Source organism: Streptomyces cacaoi (genome assembly GCF_006539165.1).
GTDB lineage: Bacteria > Actinomycetota > Actinomycetes > Streptomycetales > Streptomycetaceae > Streptomyces > Streptomyces cacaoi.
Genome location: NZ_BJMM01000017.1, coordinates 28,718 through 43,423, shown reverse-complemented (window position 1 = coordinate 43,423; position 14,706 = coordinate 28,718). Strand labels below are relative to the sequence as shown.

Annotated in this window: 9 protein-coding genes; 5 read left to right on the top strand and 4 right to left on the bottom strand. The window is 76.0% G+C overall.

Annotated elements, in window-relative coordinates; genetic code table 11:
• Window positions 1–3 precede the first annotated feature (3 nt).
• The 4 genes from SCA03_RS17265 to SCA03_RS17250 all read right to left on the bottom strand — a co-directional run bounded on the left by SCA03_RS17265 (window position 4) and on the right by SCA03_RS17250 (window position 6,187).
• Window positions 4–3,558: an ABC transporter permease gene (locus tag SCA03_RS17265; protein ID WP_141275479.1), complete on the bottom strand. Its 3,555-nt coding sequence runs from the start codon at window positions 3,556–3,558 to the stop codon at window positions 4–6.
• A gap of 257 nt (window positions 3,559–3,815) precedes the next feature.
• A complete protein-coding gene (locus tag SCA03_RS17260; RefSeq protein WP_037851905.1) occupies window positions 3,816–4,220 on the bottom strand; it encodes a globin in 405 nt (134 codons plus the stop codon).
• Between the two features lie 90 nt (window positions 4,221–4,310).
• The gene (locus tag SCA03_RS17255; RefSeq protein ID WP_230988773.1) at window positions 4,311–5,426 is read right to left on the bottom strand and encodes an ABC transporter permease; all 1,116 of its coding nucleotides are present in this window, start codon (window positions 5,424–5,426) and stop codon (window positions 4,311–4,313) included.
• A complete protein-coding gene (locus SCA03_RS17250; protein ID WP_086816868.1) occupies window positions 5,423–6,187 on the bottom strand; it encodes an ABC transporter ATP-binding protein in 765 nt (254 codons plus the stop codon). The genes SCA03_RS17255 and SCA03_RS17250 overlap by 4 nt, the downstream gene beginning before the upstream one ends.
• Window positions 6,188–6,259: 72 nt before the next feature.
• Between SCA03_RS17250 and SCA03_RS17245 the strand changes: the two genes are divergently transcribed.
• From SCA03_RS17245 to SCA03_RS17225, 5 genes are all read left to right on the top strand, one after another.
• A complete protein-coding gene (locus SCA03_RS17245; RefSeq protein WP_086816865.1) occupies window positions 6,260–7,489 on the top strand; it encodes a methyltransferase domain-containing protein in 1,230 nt (409 codons plus the stop codon).
• Between the two features lie 282 nt (window positions 7,490–7,771).
• Complete coding sequence (locus tag SCA03_RS17240) at window positions 7,772–9,187, top strand: GlnX family signal transduction membrane protein (RefSeq protein ID WP_230988771.1); 1,416 nt, start codon at window positions 7,772–7,774, stop codon at window positions 9,185–9,187.
• Window positions 9,188–9,237: 50 nt separating this feature from the next.
• Window positions 9,238–10,353 carry a glutamate ABC transporter substrate-binding protein gene (locus SCA03_RS17235; RefSeq protein WP_086816863.1) on the top strand — a complete coding sequence of 372 codons (1,116 nt, stop codon included), beginning with the start codon at window positions 9,238–9,240 and terminating at the stop codon, window positions 10,351–10,353.
• A gap of 27 nt (window positions 10,354–10,380) precedes the next feature.
• Entirely contained in the window at window positions 10,381–11,691 is a 1,311-nt protein-coding gene (locus SCA03_RS17230; RefSeq protein ID WP_086816861.1) for a hypothetical protein, read from the top strand.
• A 91-nt stretch (window positions 11,692–11,782) separates the two neighbouring features.
• Window positions 11,783–14,704: a serine/threonine-protein kinase gene (locus tag SCA03_RS17225; protein ID WP_141275493.1), complete on the top strand. Its 2,922-nt coding sequence runs from the start codon at window positions 11,783–11,785 to the stop codon at window positions 14,702–14,704.
• Window positions 14,705–14,706 lie beyond the last annotated feature (2 nt).

Sequence of the window (14,706 nt, the reverse complement as noted above, 5' to 3'; positions counted from 1 at the left end):
GGTTCACTCTCCGCGTTCCGTGCGCAGGGCGGTGACCGGGTCGGTGCGGCGCAGCGCGGTGGCGGTGGTGGCGACGGCGAGCAGCGGCACGGCGAGGGTGGCGGCGAGGAGGGCGGCCAGCGGCCCGGCCGGCAGGTCGACGAGGAGGGTGGGGACGGGCGGCCGGGCCTGCGCGGTGAGGGTGACGAGCGGCACGAACAGGTGGGTGATCAGGGCGCCGAGGGCGAGGCCGAGCACGGCGGACAGCCCGATGAGGAGGCCCTGTTCGGCGACGAGGGCCCGGGTGAGGCGTCGGCGTGAGGTGCCCAGGGCGCGGAGCACGGCGTGTTCGCGGGCGCGTGTCCGGGCGGCTGCGGCGGTGCTGACGGCGAAGCCGGTGGCGGCGAGGACGGCGGCGGCGACGGCGACGGCGCTCAGGGCGCTGCGGGGGCCGGCGCCGAGCGGGTCGGTGTGCAGGGCGTCGGCGGTCTCGTCGCGGACGTGGACGGCGCCGAGGGCGGGTTGGTCGCGCAGGGCGCGGGCGACGTGCGCGGTGGCGCCGTCGCGGGTGGCGACCCACCAGGTGCGGGGTTCGAGGAGGGTGCCGTCGCGGTCGGCGAGCACCCGGTCGAGTGCGGCGAGGTCGAACATCAGGGCGCCGGCGCCGGGTCGGTCGCCGGCGTCGCCGGAGCGGACGGTGGGCAGGGCGCGGACGGAGCCGGTGATGCGGACGGTGAGGTCCTCGCCGGATATCTGGGCGGTGGCGGTGTCGCCGACGTGGGCGTCGTGGGTGCGCAGATAGGCGTCGGTGGCGAGGGCGGGCAGCGGCGCGTCGCCGGTGGCGGCGACTCCGGCGGCGCCGGGCGCTGTGGCCTCGGCGGTGACGAGGGCCGGCTCGGTCTTGTAGGGGATCGGCGGCGGTGCGGAGCCGGTGGTGTGCCGGAAGGTGAGCGCGGTGTCGCCGGTGGCGGTGCGGGCGGGCCGGGCGGTGGGGTCGGCGTGGCCGCCGCTGCCGAGGGTGCCGCCGGGGTCGACGGTGCGCAGCCGGGTCTTCCAGCGGTCGGCGTGCGGGGCGTGGACGGTGCGGGTGCCGTGCGGCCCGGTGGTGGTGAGGCGTTCGACGGTGAGCTGCCGTTCCCGGTCGTGGGTGGGGGCGTTCCAGGACAGGGCGAGCCGGGTGAGGCGCAGCGGCCCGGCGGGGGTGCCGCCGGAGCGGGCGAGTGCGGTGTGCACGCTGTGGGCGCGGCCGTCGGCGGGGATGTCGCCGAGCAGGAGCCGGTAGGGCACGCCGTAGCGGTCCTCGACGGTGAGGAGGAGCGTGGCCTCCTCCTCGCCGTCGCCCCCGCCTTCACCGGCGGCGTCCCCACCGGAACCGGAGCCGGAGCCGGAACCCTCGCCCCGCGAACCGCTGCCGTCGCTGCCCTTGCCGTCGTGGTCGTCTCCGCCGTCGGAGGCGCCGTCCCCGTGCTCGGTGACGTCGGACAGCCGCAGGCGCAGCCGGAGTTCGCGGGCGTCCGCGGGCAGCCGGATGCCGGCGGTGCGGGACGTCCCGGCGTCCGGGCCGGCGAGGGGGCGCAGCAGCTCCGGCAGCGGGCGCGGGCTCAGGTCCTCGCGCAGCAGGGGCAGTCCGGGCCGGGCCTGCCGGGTGTCGGTGGCGAGGACCTGCACGCTGCGGCCGCCCTCGACGGGGTAGTCGGTGCGGGCGACGGGCGCGGTGGCGGCGATGCCCGGCACGGAGTCGAACAGGCCGCCCTGGGCGAGCGGGGGTGTGCCCGCGCCGGAGACGGACAGGTCGGCCCCGGTGCGGAAGTCGGCCTGGTCGTCCTGCGAGCGGTCCCAGCCGGCGCCCTGGCCGAGGGCGAACACGCCGGTGGCGACGGCGAGGACGAGCAGCAGCGCGGGTCCGGCGCCGCGCAGCGGGCGGCGGGCCAGCTGCCAGCCGGCGAGGGCGCCGGCGAGGCCGCGGCCGCGGGCGGCGAGCCGTTCGCCGAGCCGGGCGGCCGCCGGCAGCACCCGCAGCACGAGGACGGCACCGGCCAGCAGCGCCAGCGCGGGCGCCGCCACCAGCACGGGGTCGATGCCGAGGGTGCCGCCGGCCTCGTCGGCGAGGACGCCGGCGCCGTCGGCGCGCTGCCGCAGCTGCCAGTAGGCGACGCCGGCGAGCGCCACCAGGGCGAGGTCGGCGCCGCCGCGCAGCACGGTCGCGGCGGTGCGCCGGCCGCGCGCGAAGGCCCGCGGGGAGGTGCGGACGGGCCGGTGCGCGGGCCCGTCCTCGGTGGCGCGGCGGCGCAGGGCGGGCAGGAGGAGCAGCAGGGCGCAGCCGAGCGCGGCGCCGGCGGCGGCCCAGCGGCTGCCGGGCGGCAGCCCGGTGACGGGTTCGACGCCGGCGCGGGCGAGCGGCCCGTAGGCGGTGAGCAGCCGGACGGCGGGCCCGGCGAGCAGCGGTGCGGCGACGGCGGCGGGCAGGGCCAGCAGCAGCGCTTCGGCGGCGGCGAGGGCGGCGACGCGGCGGGCCGAGGCGCCGCGGGCCCGCAACAGGGCGTCCTCACCGGCGCGTTCGGACCACAGGAGCCGGGCGACGAGCAGCAGGCACACCCCGGTGAGGAGGGCCAGTTGCAGCGCGGCGACCAGCAGTGTGGAGCGGGTGACGAGCAGGGACCGTTCCAGCTCGTCGAGGAGGCCGGGCAGTTCGCTGGTGGCGGTGGTGTGCGGGGCGTCGGCGAGGGAGCCGAGTGCCTTGGTGGAGTCGCGCACCGTGGTGCGCAGCCGGCCGAGGTCGGCCGCGGTCACCGACGACAGGTCGGCGCGGGCCTGCCAGCGGGCCTCGGCGGGCGGGAGCGGCCCGGTACCGCCGGGGCCGTCGGCGAACGAGGCGGCGGGGACGGTGAGGGGGCCGTAGGTGGTGTAGTCGAGCGCGGCGATGCCTTTGCCGCGCAGCGGGTCGAGCCGCCAGTAGGGCGAGCCGGCCGAGCGGGGCGCCCAGATGCCGGTGACGGTGACGTGCACATCGGGCGGCCCGTCGAGTCTGCTGCGGACGCGGAAGGTGTCGCCGGGCTCCAGGCCGAGCCGGGTGGCGGCCCGTTGTTCGACGGCGGCCTGGACGCGGGGCGCGGACGCGGAGCCGCGCGCTGCCCGGGGCCAGGTGCCGTCGACCATCCGCACCTGGGAGCGGTCCAGGGAGGCGAACCGTGTCAGGTCGGGGTCGTCCGCCTGTCCGCCGGGCGCGCCCTGGGCGTCCTGCGCGGGGGTGCCGCGCGGGTGGAGGGAGCGGGGCAGCGCGTAGGCGGCGGAGCCGAGGGTGCCCCGCACGGTGACGGGCAGCCCGCCGTAGGCGTCGTGTGCGGCGCGGCGCACGGCGTCGTCGGTGCGGCCGGCCTGCCGGGCGGTGACGTCGGAGCGGATGTCGAGGACGGTGCGGCCGGGGGCGCGTTCCAGGGCGCGGCGCAGCCCGGCGTCACCGAGTGCGGTGGAGAAGGCGGTGAGCGCCGCCAGCAGGCAGGTGGCCAGGACGACGGACAGCAGTGCGGCGGACACGAGCAGCCGGTGCGCGCGCATCCGCGACAGTATGAACCGCGTCACGCTCCGAGCCCCCCTGCCCGTGTGTCCGTTCCGTGCACCGTGTGCGGGTCGGCGCGCGGGCGGGCCGCGGCGCCGGGCCGGTGTTCACGGTGTCGCCCCGCGGATGGGCGTGGGGCGTGGTGCGGTACCGAGCGGGTCCGGGTCCCCCGTTGCTGCCGGGCTGCCGGGGCGGCCGGGCGGCTGCCGGGCGGCCGGGGCCGTCCGTGCGGGCACACGTCCGCCGTGGCGGTGTGCGGCGGGTGGGTACAGCCGTTCGCTCAGTCCGCGGAGTTGACCATAGACCCGGCGGCGTAAACGAGGTAGTCCCACAGCTTCTTCTCAAGCGGAGCGGGAAGTTCCAAGCTGTCGACGGCGTCGCGCATGTGCCGCAGCCAGGCGTCGTGCGCGGCCCGGTTCACGGTGAACGGGGCGTGCCGCATCCGCAGCCGCGGGTGGCCGCGCTGCTCGCTGTAGGTGCGCGGCCCGCCCCAGTACTGCATGAGGAACAGCGCGAGCCGCTCCTCGGCGGGGCCGAGGTCCTCCTCGGGGTACATCGGCCGCAGCAGCGGGTCCTCGGCCACTCCCTCGTAGAAGCGGCGGGCCAGGCGGCGGAACGTCTCCTCGCCGCCGGCCTGCTCGTAGAAGGTCTGCGTCTCCAAGGTGCCGCGCGGAATCTCCATCACCCGTCCATGGTGGCAGAAGCCGGGGCAGGACATCCCGGGCCGGCCGCGTACTCCTTCCGGCCTACGCCCCGCGTCCTGCCCGTGGCCCGCTCACGCGGCGTCCCAGCGGAAGAGCCGGGAGGCGATGAGCGTCATCACGGCGGCGAAGGCCAGCAGCCCGCCCATCACGGGCAGCGCCGCGCCCCAGCCCTCGCCACGGCTGAGCACGTCCTGCATGGCCGTCGCCAGATGCTTCAGCGGCAGGAACTCGCTGACGGTGCGGACCCACTGCGGGGCCGCCTCCAGCGGGAAGAACGAGCCGGACAGGAACGCCATCGGCAGGATGACGATCTGGGAGAGGCCGTTGGCGGACTCCTCGGTCTTCGCGAAGGAACCCACCAGCAGCCCGATGGACAGGAACGCCAGCGTCCCGCACAGCACCAGCGGCACGCACAGCCACCAGCTGCCGCTCAGCCGGAGCCCGTAGTACGGGGTGACGGCGACGCCGAGGAACAGCGCCGTCTGCACCATCGCCGTGGCGAGCGTCACACCGACCCGGGCGCCGATCACCGAGCCGGCGCCGACGGGGGCCAGCCACAGCCGCCGCAGCAGCCGTTTCCTGCGCCAGCTGACCAGGTTGAACGCCGAGCCGAAGACCCCGCTCATCGCCACGGCCCAGCCCAGCAGGCCCGGCGTGAGGAACTGGATCGGCTTGGTCGACTCGTCCTCGACCTGGCCCGCGGTGAGCCGGTAGGCGGGCGGCTGTCCGGTGGCCCGCTGGTTGGCGTGCTGGACGACCGAGTCCAGCACGCCGCGGATCGTGGCCGAGCGCACCTGGTCGGCGGCCGAGAACCGCAGCACCAGCGCGCCCGGGCCGTCGCCCTGGTGGACGACGGCGTCGGTGTCGCCCTTGCGGAGCTTCTCCAGCGCCTCGTCGCGGGCCGCGCGCGAACCGTCCGTCTTGGTGATCTCCAGTACCTCGCGCAGCCCGGCCCGCTCGCCCTCCGGCAGGGAGTCGAGCATCTTCACGTCGCCGACCTGCACCAGATGCGCCGGTTCGGAGCTGTCGTCCTTGAACAGCGCACCGAACAGCAGCAGGAACATCAGCGGGAACAGCAGCGTGAAGAACACGGCGGCCCGGTCCCGCAGCAGCCCCCGTGTCATGGCCAGCGACAGGCTGGCGAACGCCCGCGTCCTGCGCGCCCGCCGCGCCTCCGTCGTGCTCATTCCCGGTACTCCCGCCCCGTGAGCTGGAGGAAGACGTCCTCCAGGTTGTCCACCCCGGCCTCGGCCATCAGCGCCCGCGGCGCCCCCACCTTCAGCACCCGGCCGTGGTCCATGACGGCGACCCGGTCGCACAGCGCCTCCGCTTCGTCCATGGAGTGCGTGGTGAGCACGACGGTGCGGCCCTCGCCGTTGATGTGCCGCAGCAGATCCCACAGATTGCGCCGCGCCTGCGGGTCCAGGCCGGTGGTCGGCTCGTCCAGGAACACCAGCTCCGGGTCGTGCACCAGGGCGCAGGCGATCGACAGCCGCTGGGCCTGCCCGCCGGAGAGCCGGTCCTCGCGGGTGCCGGCCTTCTCGGTCAGCCCGACGGTCTCCAGCATCGCGTCGGCCCGGTCGGGCGGCACGTCGTAGAGGGCGGCGAAGGTGTGGATCTGCTCGTGGGCCGTCAGCCGCTCGAAGAACGACGACGCCTGCAACTGGACGCCGATCCGCCGCAGCAGCGCCGGTTTCCGCGGCCACGAGGGGATGCCCAGCAGCGTGGCGCGGCCCTCGTCGGGCTCGCGCAGACCCTCGACCAGCTCCATGGTGGTGGTCTTGCCGGCGCCGTTCGGCCCGAGGATGCCGTAGAACTCGCCGTTCTCCACCTCGAACGAGACCCCGTCGGCCGCCCGCGTCTCCCCGTACCGTTTGCGCAGCCCCTCGGCCGCTATGGCGTACTGCGGCGGTGCTGACGTCCCTGACGTCGCTGACATCGCTGACATGGCCGGGACGCTAATGAGGGAAGGTCACCTTCCGGCCTCGCGCGGACGTCGGATCACCCGCACATTGGGAGCATGGCCGCACAGCCCGGGCCGCCCCTGGACGCCGGGGACGCGCTCGCGCTCACCGAGCGGCTCGTCGAACGGGTCCGGGCCGCCGGCGGGCTGCGCGACCCGGCCTGGCACGCCGCGTTCGCACGGGTTCCGCGTGCGGCGTTCGTCCCGTTCTTCTACGCGCCGGCGCCCGGCGGCGGCCACGAACGGCTCTGGCGCGACGACCGCGATCCGCGCCGGCGGGCCCGCTGGGCCGAGGGCGTCGCCTCCGACCGGCCCCTGGCGACCCGGCTGCGCGACGGCGAACTGCTCTCCTCCAGCAGCCGGCCCTCGCTGATGGCGCGGATGCTGGAGTCCCTGCGGATCGGGGACGCGGGCGGCGGCGCCCGCCACCACGGCGGTGCCGGCCCCCGCGTCCTGGAGATCGGCACCGGCACCGGCTACAACGCGGCCCTGCTCGGCCACCGGCTCGGCGACGGCCGGGTGACCACCGTCGACGTCGACCCGGTCATCACCGAGGCGGCCCGCCGCCATCTCGCCGCCGCCGGCCGCCGCCCGCACGTCGTCACCGGCGACGGCTTCCTCGGCTGCCGCGCCCGGGCGCCCTACGACCGGATCATCGCCACCTGCGCGGTACCGCTCGTCCCCCCGCCGTGGATCGAACAGACCGTGCCCGGCGGGCTGATCCTCACCCCGCTGGCCACCGGCCTGCTGGCGCTGCGGGTGGCGGAGGGCGGACGCGCCTGCGGCCGGTTCGCGCCGGTACCGGCCTGCTTTGTCCCGCTGCGCGGCGGCGCCGTGCCCGGCCCCGGACCCGGACACCCCCGGGACGCCGAGGGCCCCGGCACCGCCGGGACCCCGGGCCCCGCCGGTGACTTCGACTTCCTGCTGGCCCTGGCCGGGGCGGTTCCGGCCCGGGGACCGGACGGGAGGCCGGAACCCGCGACAGGGCCCGGCCTGGCGAGCGGACACGAGCCCGGGCACGGGAACAGGCCCGGACACGGGAGCGGGGCCGGGCACGGCAACAGCGACAGCGACAGCGACGGGCACGGCCCCGGTCGGCGGGAGCTGTTCGCACTGTGGCAGGCCGCGGGCCGTCCGGGCCGGGAGCGGTTCGGGGTGGCGGTCTCGGCGGGCGGACGCCAGTGGGCCTGGCTGGACGATCCGGACGGGCCGCACACCTGGCCGCTGGGGCGGCCGGCGGCGGGCGGCGGCAGCGGGGAGGGAACCGCGGTGGCTCCCGGGGCGTGAGGGAGGGCAGGAACGCGGCCTCTCCCGTGCCGTCCGGCCCGGTGGCCGGACAGTGCACGGGGGACGGCGGGCGTGCGGCCCGAACACCCGGAATTCCACCGTCCGTTCTGTTCGGGGGCCGTCGGCCGGGCTCCGGGCGGGGCGTCTCGGTCGCGATCCGAACAAGATCCCGCCCGATGGGCTGTGGCGGCGGGGGCCGGCGGCCATACTGCTGGCCGGGGGGGCGCCGGGACGGCCCGGCGGCCGGGAGGACAGAGGGAATCGAGGGGGAGGTCCCGAGCAGTGACACAGCCGACCGCGCCACCACCCACCGCCCCACCACCGGCCCCGGCGGCCGGCGGTGCGGCCCCGGACCCCGGGCAGCCGCCGGGCCGGGGCGGCGCGCGGGACTCCCTCCGCCCGGCGCTGGAGCGGCTGCGCGCGGCGGCCACCACCGAGCCGGGCAGGCTGCGGGCGATCGGCGCGGTGCTGGCGGCGCTGCTGGTGCTCTCCGGCGCGGTCACCGCCTGGCAGGCCGCCGACCGCGTCGCGGCGGCGGACGCCGTGCGCGGCAGCAGTCAGCCGCTGAGCGCGGACGCGGCGCGCATCTACCGTTCGCTGGCGCACGCCGACACGGCGGCCTCCAGCGGCTTCCTGGCGGCAGACGCCGGTGACACGGAGCGCCCCGAGGTCCGCGAGGACTACGAGAAGGACATCGCCGAGGCGTCCGGGCTGCTGGCCAAGGCCGCCGCCAACTCCGGCGGTTCGGGCAGCGCCCGCCGGCAGATCACCGACCTCAACCGGGAACTGCCCGTCTACACCGGTCTGGTGGAGACGGCGCGCGCCAACAACCGGCAGGGCCTGCCGCTGGGCGGCGCCTATCTGCGGCACGCCAACCAGAAGATGCGGGACGAACTGCTGCCGGCGGCGAAGAAGCTGTACTCGGAGCAGAACAAGCGGCTCGGCCGCGACGACGCCGACACCACCGCCTGGCCCTACCCGGCGCTCGCCGTGGGCCTGGTGGCGCTGGGCGCGCTCGGCTGGGCGCAGCGCCGCCACTTCCGGCGCACCAACCGGGTGTTCAGCCCGGGCCTGCTGGGCGCGACCGCCGCGTGTCTGGCCTCCGTGGTGTGGCTGGGCGCGGGCCAGGCACTGGTCCGCTCGGGCATGGACGACGCGCAGGAGAAGGGCGCACGCTCGCTGCACGCGCTCAACGAGGCGTGGATCGGGGCGCTCCAGGCGCGCGGCTTCGAGAACATGACGCTGGTCGCGCGCGGCGGCGGCGCCGCCTACGAGAGCAGCTACACCCAGCAGATGGAGGCCGTCGCCGGCGGCCGGGCCGCCGAGGGCGGAAAGCTCCACGACGCGTTGACGGCCGCCGACGACGCGGAGGGCAGGAGCGCCGTCCGCTCCGCCCGCGGGGCCGTCGTCACCTGGCAGCAGCGGCACACGGCGGCGCGCGCCGAGGACGACGGCGGCAACTACGACGGCGCGGTCGAACGCGTCATCGGCGCCGAGGGCAGCACGGATGTGAGCTTCCGGAAGGCCGACCGGGCGCTGGAGAAGGCGGTGGCGCACGAGCAGCAGCAGTTCGAGGAGGCCGCCGACGGGGCGCGCTCCTGGCTGGTGGCGCTGCCGGCCGGCGCGCTGGTCCTGGCCGTGCTGGGCGCTGTCGCGGCGCTCGCCGGCGTCGGCCGCAGGATCGGGGAGTACCGGTGAGGCCGGCCGGGAGCGGTGCCGGGGGCCGACGGCGCACGAGGGGAGAGCACATGACAGCGGCAGGGCACCGGCCTCCGGAGGCGGACGAGCGGGCGGGCGCTCCGGCGCCGGGCGCCCGGCCGCGCACCGGGACGCGCCGCCGCCGACGGGCCGTCCTGGGCACGGCGGCGCTCGCCGCCGCCGTCGCCGCGGCCGTGGTCCCGGCGTCCGAGGCCCGGCACGGCGGGACGGGCGCGCACGAGGCGTCCGGCACGGCGCACGCGGCTTCGGCACGCCCCGCGGGCGCCCGTGCGGCCGCGCCCGCACAGGACTTCCGGCCCGGCGCTCCCGAGCCGGAGAAGTGCGCGGACGGCAAGAGCCCGGACGCGAGCCTGAGAGCGGACGGCGGTTCGGGGAAGACCGTCCGCGCGATCAAGAAGCGCGGGAAGCTCGTCGTCGGCGTCGACCAGAACAGCTATCTGTGGGGGTTCCGCGACCCGACCGACGGCAGCATCCAGGGCTTCGACATCGACCTCGTCAAGGCCATCGCACGCGACATCCTCGGCGACGACGGGCCCGACAAGATCACCTACAAGACGATCCCCACCAACAAGCGCTTCGAGGCCATCGAACACCGGGACGTCGACATGGTGGTGCGCGCGGTGACGATCACCTGCGAGCGCAAGCGGGACGTCGCCTTCTCCACCGCCTACTTCGAGGCCGGCCAACAGCTGCTGGCGCCGGAGGACTCCGATGTCAAGGGCTTCGACTCGTCGATGAACGGCCGGCGCATCTGCTACGCGTCCGGTTCGATGGCCGAGACGATGATGACCTCCGACCGCTTCCGCGCCCTGGGTGCGAAACCGGTCGTCGTCCCGAACCAGCTCGACTGCCTGGTGCGTCTCCAACTGGGCGAGGCCGACGCCGTCGTCACCGACAACGCGCTGGCGGCCGGGCAGGCGGCGCAGGACCCCTCCGTCGAACTCGTCGGCACACCGCAGACGGTGGAGCCGTACGGTGTGGCGATGCACCCCGACGCCGACGACCTGGTGCGCCGGGTGAACAAGGTGCTGGAGGACTACCGCAAGGACGGCTGGCGGGAGTCCTACAAGGAGTGGCTGGCGGACAACATGGATACGAAGGACGGGAAGGAACCGGCACCGCCGAAGGCGCGCTACAGCGACTGACGGCAGCGAGAGACAGCGAGGTGATCGATGGGGCCCGCGGGACCCACCTCCGGGGTCATGAGCAGGGAGGAGGCCGACCGTGCGCTGGAGCGGCTGGACGCCGAGCACGAGGCGGTCGAGGCTTCCTTGCTGGCGCTCCAGGACCACGCCGGGCGCCGGCTGCTGGAGGGCGCCGAGCTGACCGGCACCACGGCGCACCGCTGGGCGCGCGCCGAGGCGGCCATCACCCTGCTGTGGAACGGCTTCGAGACCTACACCCGCACCCTGCGCACCGCGCACGAGCTGCGCGGCCGACGCCGCTGGCCCAGCCGTGACGACCTGGCCGAGCTGACCCGACTGCTGCGCGGCACGGTCACCGTCTCCGGCGGCGCCGTCGCCGCCGCGGGAGCCGAGGGCGCCCCGCTGGCCGGCGGCGCCCGGCTCGCCGAGGAGGTCACCCTCGGCGGGCTCGTCGAGCGGATGAACGAGTGGTACGCGCAGGCCCTGGACGTGGTCGCGGCGGCCGACTCGGTGTGGTCGGCGCTGCCCGCCCGGATCGACATGCTCGCCGCCGAACTCCAGCGCGTCCGCTCGTTGGCGCACTCCGTGGGCGTGCGCCCCGGGGAGCACCCGGCGGGCGACGATCTGGAGCGCACCACGGCGGAGTTGACGGCGCTGCGCGCCCAGGTGCTCACCGACCCGCTCGCCTTCTGGTCGGCCACCGGCGGCAGCGGCGCCCCCGGCAGCGGACGGCCCGACACCGCGCGCTACGACGCCGCGGCCCGCGCGCTGGAGGAGGTGCGCCGCGAGATCGACGCCGTGCTGGGCGTCCGGCAGGACGCCGAACAGCGGCTGATGAAGCTGCGCGATCTGCTCTCCCGCGCCGACCGCACCCTGGCCGAGGCGCGCACCGCACGCGGCGAGGTCCTGGCGAAGATCGCGGCCTACGAGGTGCCGGCCGTCAGCGGACCGCCGACACAGCTGCACGAGCAGTTGAGCACGGCCGCCGACTACCGCAGACACGCCCAGTGGAACCGGCTGTCGCCGCTGCTGGAGAGCCTGGAGAAGAGCGCCGAGGACGAACTGGAGCGCGCCCGCGCCCAGTTGTCGGCCGTCACGGCGCCGCTGGCGGTCCGCGCCGAGCTGCGCGGCCGGCTGGACGCGTACAAGGCGAAGGTCGCCCGGCACGGGCTGGCCGAGGACCGCATCCTGATGGAGCGCTACGACGCGGCCCGCCGGATGCTGTGGAGCGCGCCGTGCGATCTGCGTGCCGCCGAGGAGGCGGTGCTGCGCTACCAGCAGGCCGCGCAGGAGAGCCTGCGGCCGCAGCAGCACGGCGGCCGGCCGGCGGAACGATGAGCATGGGGGAGAAGTGAGCGAGCAGGCGAGCGCGGCGGCACATTCGGCACAGCCGTGCCAGCGGCCCCAGTGCGAGGGCAGCTACGAGGACATGGGCGGCGGCGAGCTGTACTGCGACAACTGCGGGCTGGCGCCCGTGGTGGCGCCGGGCGGCCTGCTGGGCGCCACGCCCACGGGCCTCACCAGCGCGGGCCGGGACAGCCGGGGGAGTCGGGGGAGCCGGGGGAGTCGAGGGAACGACAGCGGGCCCTCGTCCTCGCTGCGTTCCGGTTCCACCTCGCAGGGCACCTCGTCCCGCTCCCGCTCCTCGCACCGCTCCGTCTCCGGACGGCTCTCGCGCACGCTCTCCGGTTCCGCTTCCCGCTCGGTGTCGGTGCGCAGCGGCAGTTCGTCGGCGAAGAGTTCCAGCCGCGGCCGGCTCGGCGCCGGGCTGGTGCAGATGCCCGAGGTGCCTCGCGCCGATCCCGCGACGGTCGTCCTGGACAACCCGGAGGTGCCCGAGCGGAAGCGTTTTTGCAGCAGCGGCGGCTGCGGCGCGCCCGTCGGCCGCTCCCGCGGCGGGCGCGCCGGCCGCACCGAGGGCTTCTGCACCAAGTGCGGGCACCCGTACTCGTTCGTACCGAAGCTGAAACCGGGCGACATCGTGCACGGCCAGTACGAGGTGGCCGGCTGTCTGGCGCACGGCGGGCTGGGCTGGGTGTATCTGGCGGTGGACCGCGCCGTCTCCGACCGGTGGGTGGTGCTCAAGGGCCTGCTGGACACCGGCGACGAGGACGCCATGGCGGCGGCGATCGCCGAACGCCGGTTCCTCGCCGAGATCGAGCACTCCAACATCGTGCGCATCTACAACTTCGTCGAGCACCTCGACCAGCGCACCGGCAGCCTCGACGGCTACATCGTCATGGAGTACGTCGGCGGCAAGTCCCTCAAGCAACTGGCCAACGAGCGGCGCACCCCCGAGGGCCGCCGCGATCCGCTGCCCGTCGAAGTGGCCTGCGCCTACGGCATCGAGGCGCTGGAGGCACTCGGCCATCTGCACAGCCGCAACCTGCTGTACTGCGACTTCAAGGTCGACAACGCGATACAGCAGGACGACCAGCTCAAGCTGATCGACATGGGCGCGGTGCGCCGCATGGACGACGACGACAGTGCCATCTACGGCACCGTCGGCTACCAGGCGCCCGAAGTCGCCGAGGAGGGCCCCTCGGTGGCCTCCGACCTGTACACGGTGGCCCGCACCCTGGCCGTCCTCACCTTCGACTTCCAGGGCTACACCAACGTCTACGCCGACAGCCTCCCCGAGCCCGGCAATATCGAGGTCTTCCAGAGGTACGAGTCGTTCTACCGTTTCCTGGTGCGCGCGACCGACCCCGATCCTCGCCGCCGGTTCGCCTCCGCCGAGGAGATGGCCGACCAACTGCTCGGCGTGCTGCGGGAGGTCGTCGCCCTGCGCACGGGACGGCCCCGCCCCGCCGTCTCCACCCTGTTCGGCCCGGAACTGCGCGTCGTGGACACCGAGTTGCTGGCCCCGGCATCCGGCGAGTTCTCCCAGCTGGGCGCCCGCGACCCGGACGCCGCACGCGGCCTGCTCGGCCGCCGCCGTGCCCGCACCGCCCGCTTCTCGACACCTCTCCCGGCCGTCCCCGCCCAACCGGGAGCCGCCACCCCGTCCACTCCGACCACCCCGTCCACCCTGCCCACTCCGACCAACCCGCCCCCGCAGCCCGGCACTTCGCCCACGGCCGGCGCCCTGCCCGCGCAGCACACCTCCGGCTCGGTTCCCGTATCCGCCGCGTCCACTCCGTCCGCCGCGCCGTCCACCCCGTCCACCGGGCCCTCGCCCTCCACCGGGCCTTCGCCCACCACCGGGCCTGCTTCCGCCACCGGGCCTTCGTCCGCCGTCCCCGCCCGCCCGGCGGCCCCGCCCGCGCCACCGGCCACCCCGGCGCCCGGCACACCCGTCGCCTCCGGCTCGCCCGGCGCGCCCGGCGCGTCCGCCGCACCCGTGGCGCTCGTGCCCGCGCAGCCCCGCCCGGCCGCGCTCGCGCTGCCCGTGCCGCGCGTCGACCCGTCCGACCCCAACGCGGGGTTCCTCGCCGGGCTGCTGGCCGCGGCGCCCGGCGATCTGATCGCCGCGCTCGCCGGTGCCCCCGCCGACTCGCTCGAACTGCGTCTGCGTGCCCTGCGCGCCCACCTGGAGACCGTCGACAGCGACATCTGCGCACAGGCCCGCACCGCCGCCGAGGCGCTGGACGGACTGGAGGCCCGGCACAGCGAGGACTGGCGGGTGGTGTGGTACCGCGGCCTGTACGCGCTCGTCACCGGGGACCGGGAGACCGCCGCGCTCTCCTTCGACGCCGTCTACGACGCCTTTCCGGGTGAGATCGCGCCCAAGCTGGCCCTGGGCATCTGCGCCGAGGTGCTCGACCAGCTCGACAACGCGGCCGAGTACTACCGCCTCGTCTGGACGACCGACCCGTCCCATGTGTCCGCCGCGTTCGGGCTCGCCCGGGTCCGGCTGGCCACCGGCGACCGGGCCGGCGCGGTCGCCGCGCTGGAGTCGGTGCCGGAGACCTCCAGCCACTGGACGGCGGCCCGGGTCGCGGCCGTCCGCGCCCGGCTGCGGCAGCGCTCCCCGCACGAGCCGCTGCTGGCCGACCTGGAGGCCGCGGCACAGCAGGTCGAGGGACTACGGCATGCTGGACTCGACGCGGTGCGCCGTGCGGAGCTGACCTGCGAGGTGCTCGGCAGCGCGCTCGACTGGGTGCTGTGCGGCGCCCCGTCCCCGGCGTCACCGGCGTTCCCGGCAGCACAGGCGCCCCAGGCGTCCACGGCAGCCGGCGGCGGCCCGCCCCCGGGCAGGCAGCTGCTGGACAGCCCGCTCACCGAGGAGGGGCTGCGCTTCGGCCTGGAACGCTCCTGCCGGCTGCTCGCCCGGCTCGCACAGACCGGCACCGAGAGGATCGAACTGGTGGAACGCGCCAACCGCTTCCGCCCCAGGACGTGGGTGTGACC

Bases quoted from the DNA above. Each gene is read 5' to 3' on its own strand.
- SCA03_RS17225 (WP_141275493.1), top strand. From the start codon at position 11,783: ATGGGCGGCGGCGAGCTGTACTGCGACAACTGCGGGCTGGCGCCCGTG.
- SCA03_RS17235 (WP_086816863.1), top strand. From the start codon at position 9,238: ATGACAGCGGCAGGGCACCGGCCTCCGGAGGCGGACGAGCGGGCGGGC.
- SCA03_RS17250 (WP_086816868.1), bottom strand. From the start codon at position 6,187: ATGTCAGCGATGTCAGCGACGTCAGGGACGTCAGCACCGCCGCAGTAC.
- SCA03_RS17245 (WP_086816865.1), top strand. From the start codon at position 6,260: ATGGCCGCACAGCCCGGGCCGCCCCTGGACGCCGGGGACGCGCTCGCG.
- SCA03_RS17255 (WP_230988773.1), bottom strand. From the start codon at position 5,426: ATGAGCACGACGGAGGCGCGGCGGGCGCGCAGGACGCGGGCGTTCGCC.
- SCA03_RS17230 (WP_086816861.1), top strand. From the start codon at position 10,381: ATGGGGCCCGCGGGACCCACCTCCGGGGTCATGAGCAGGGAGGAGGCC.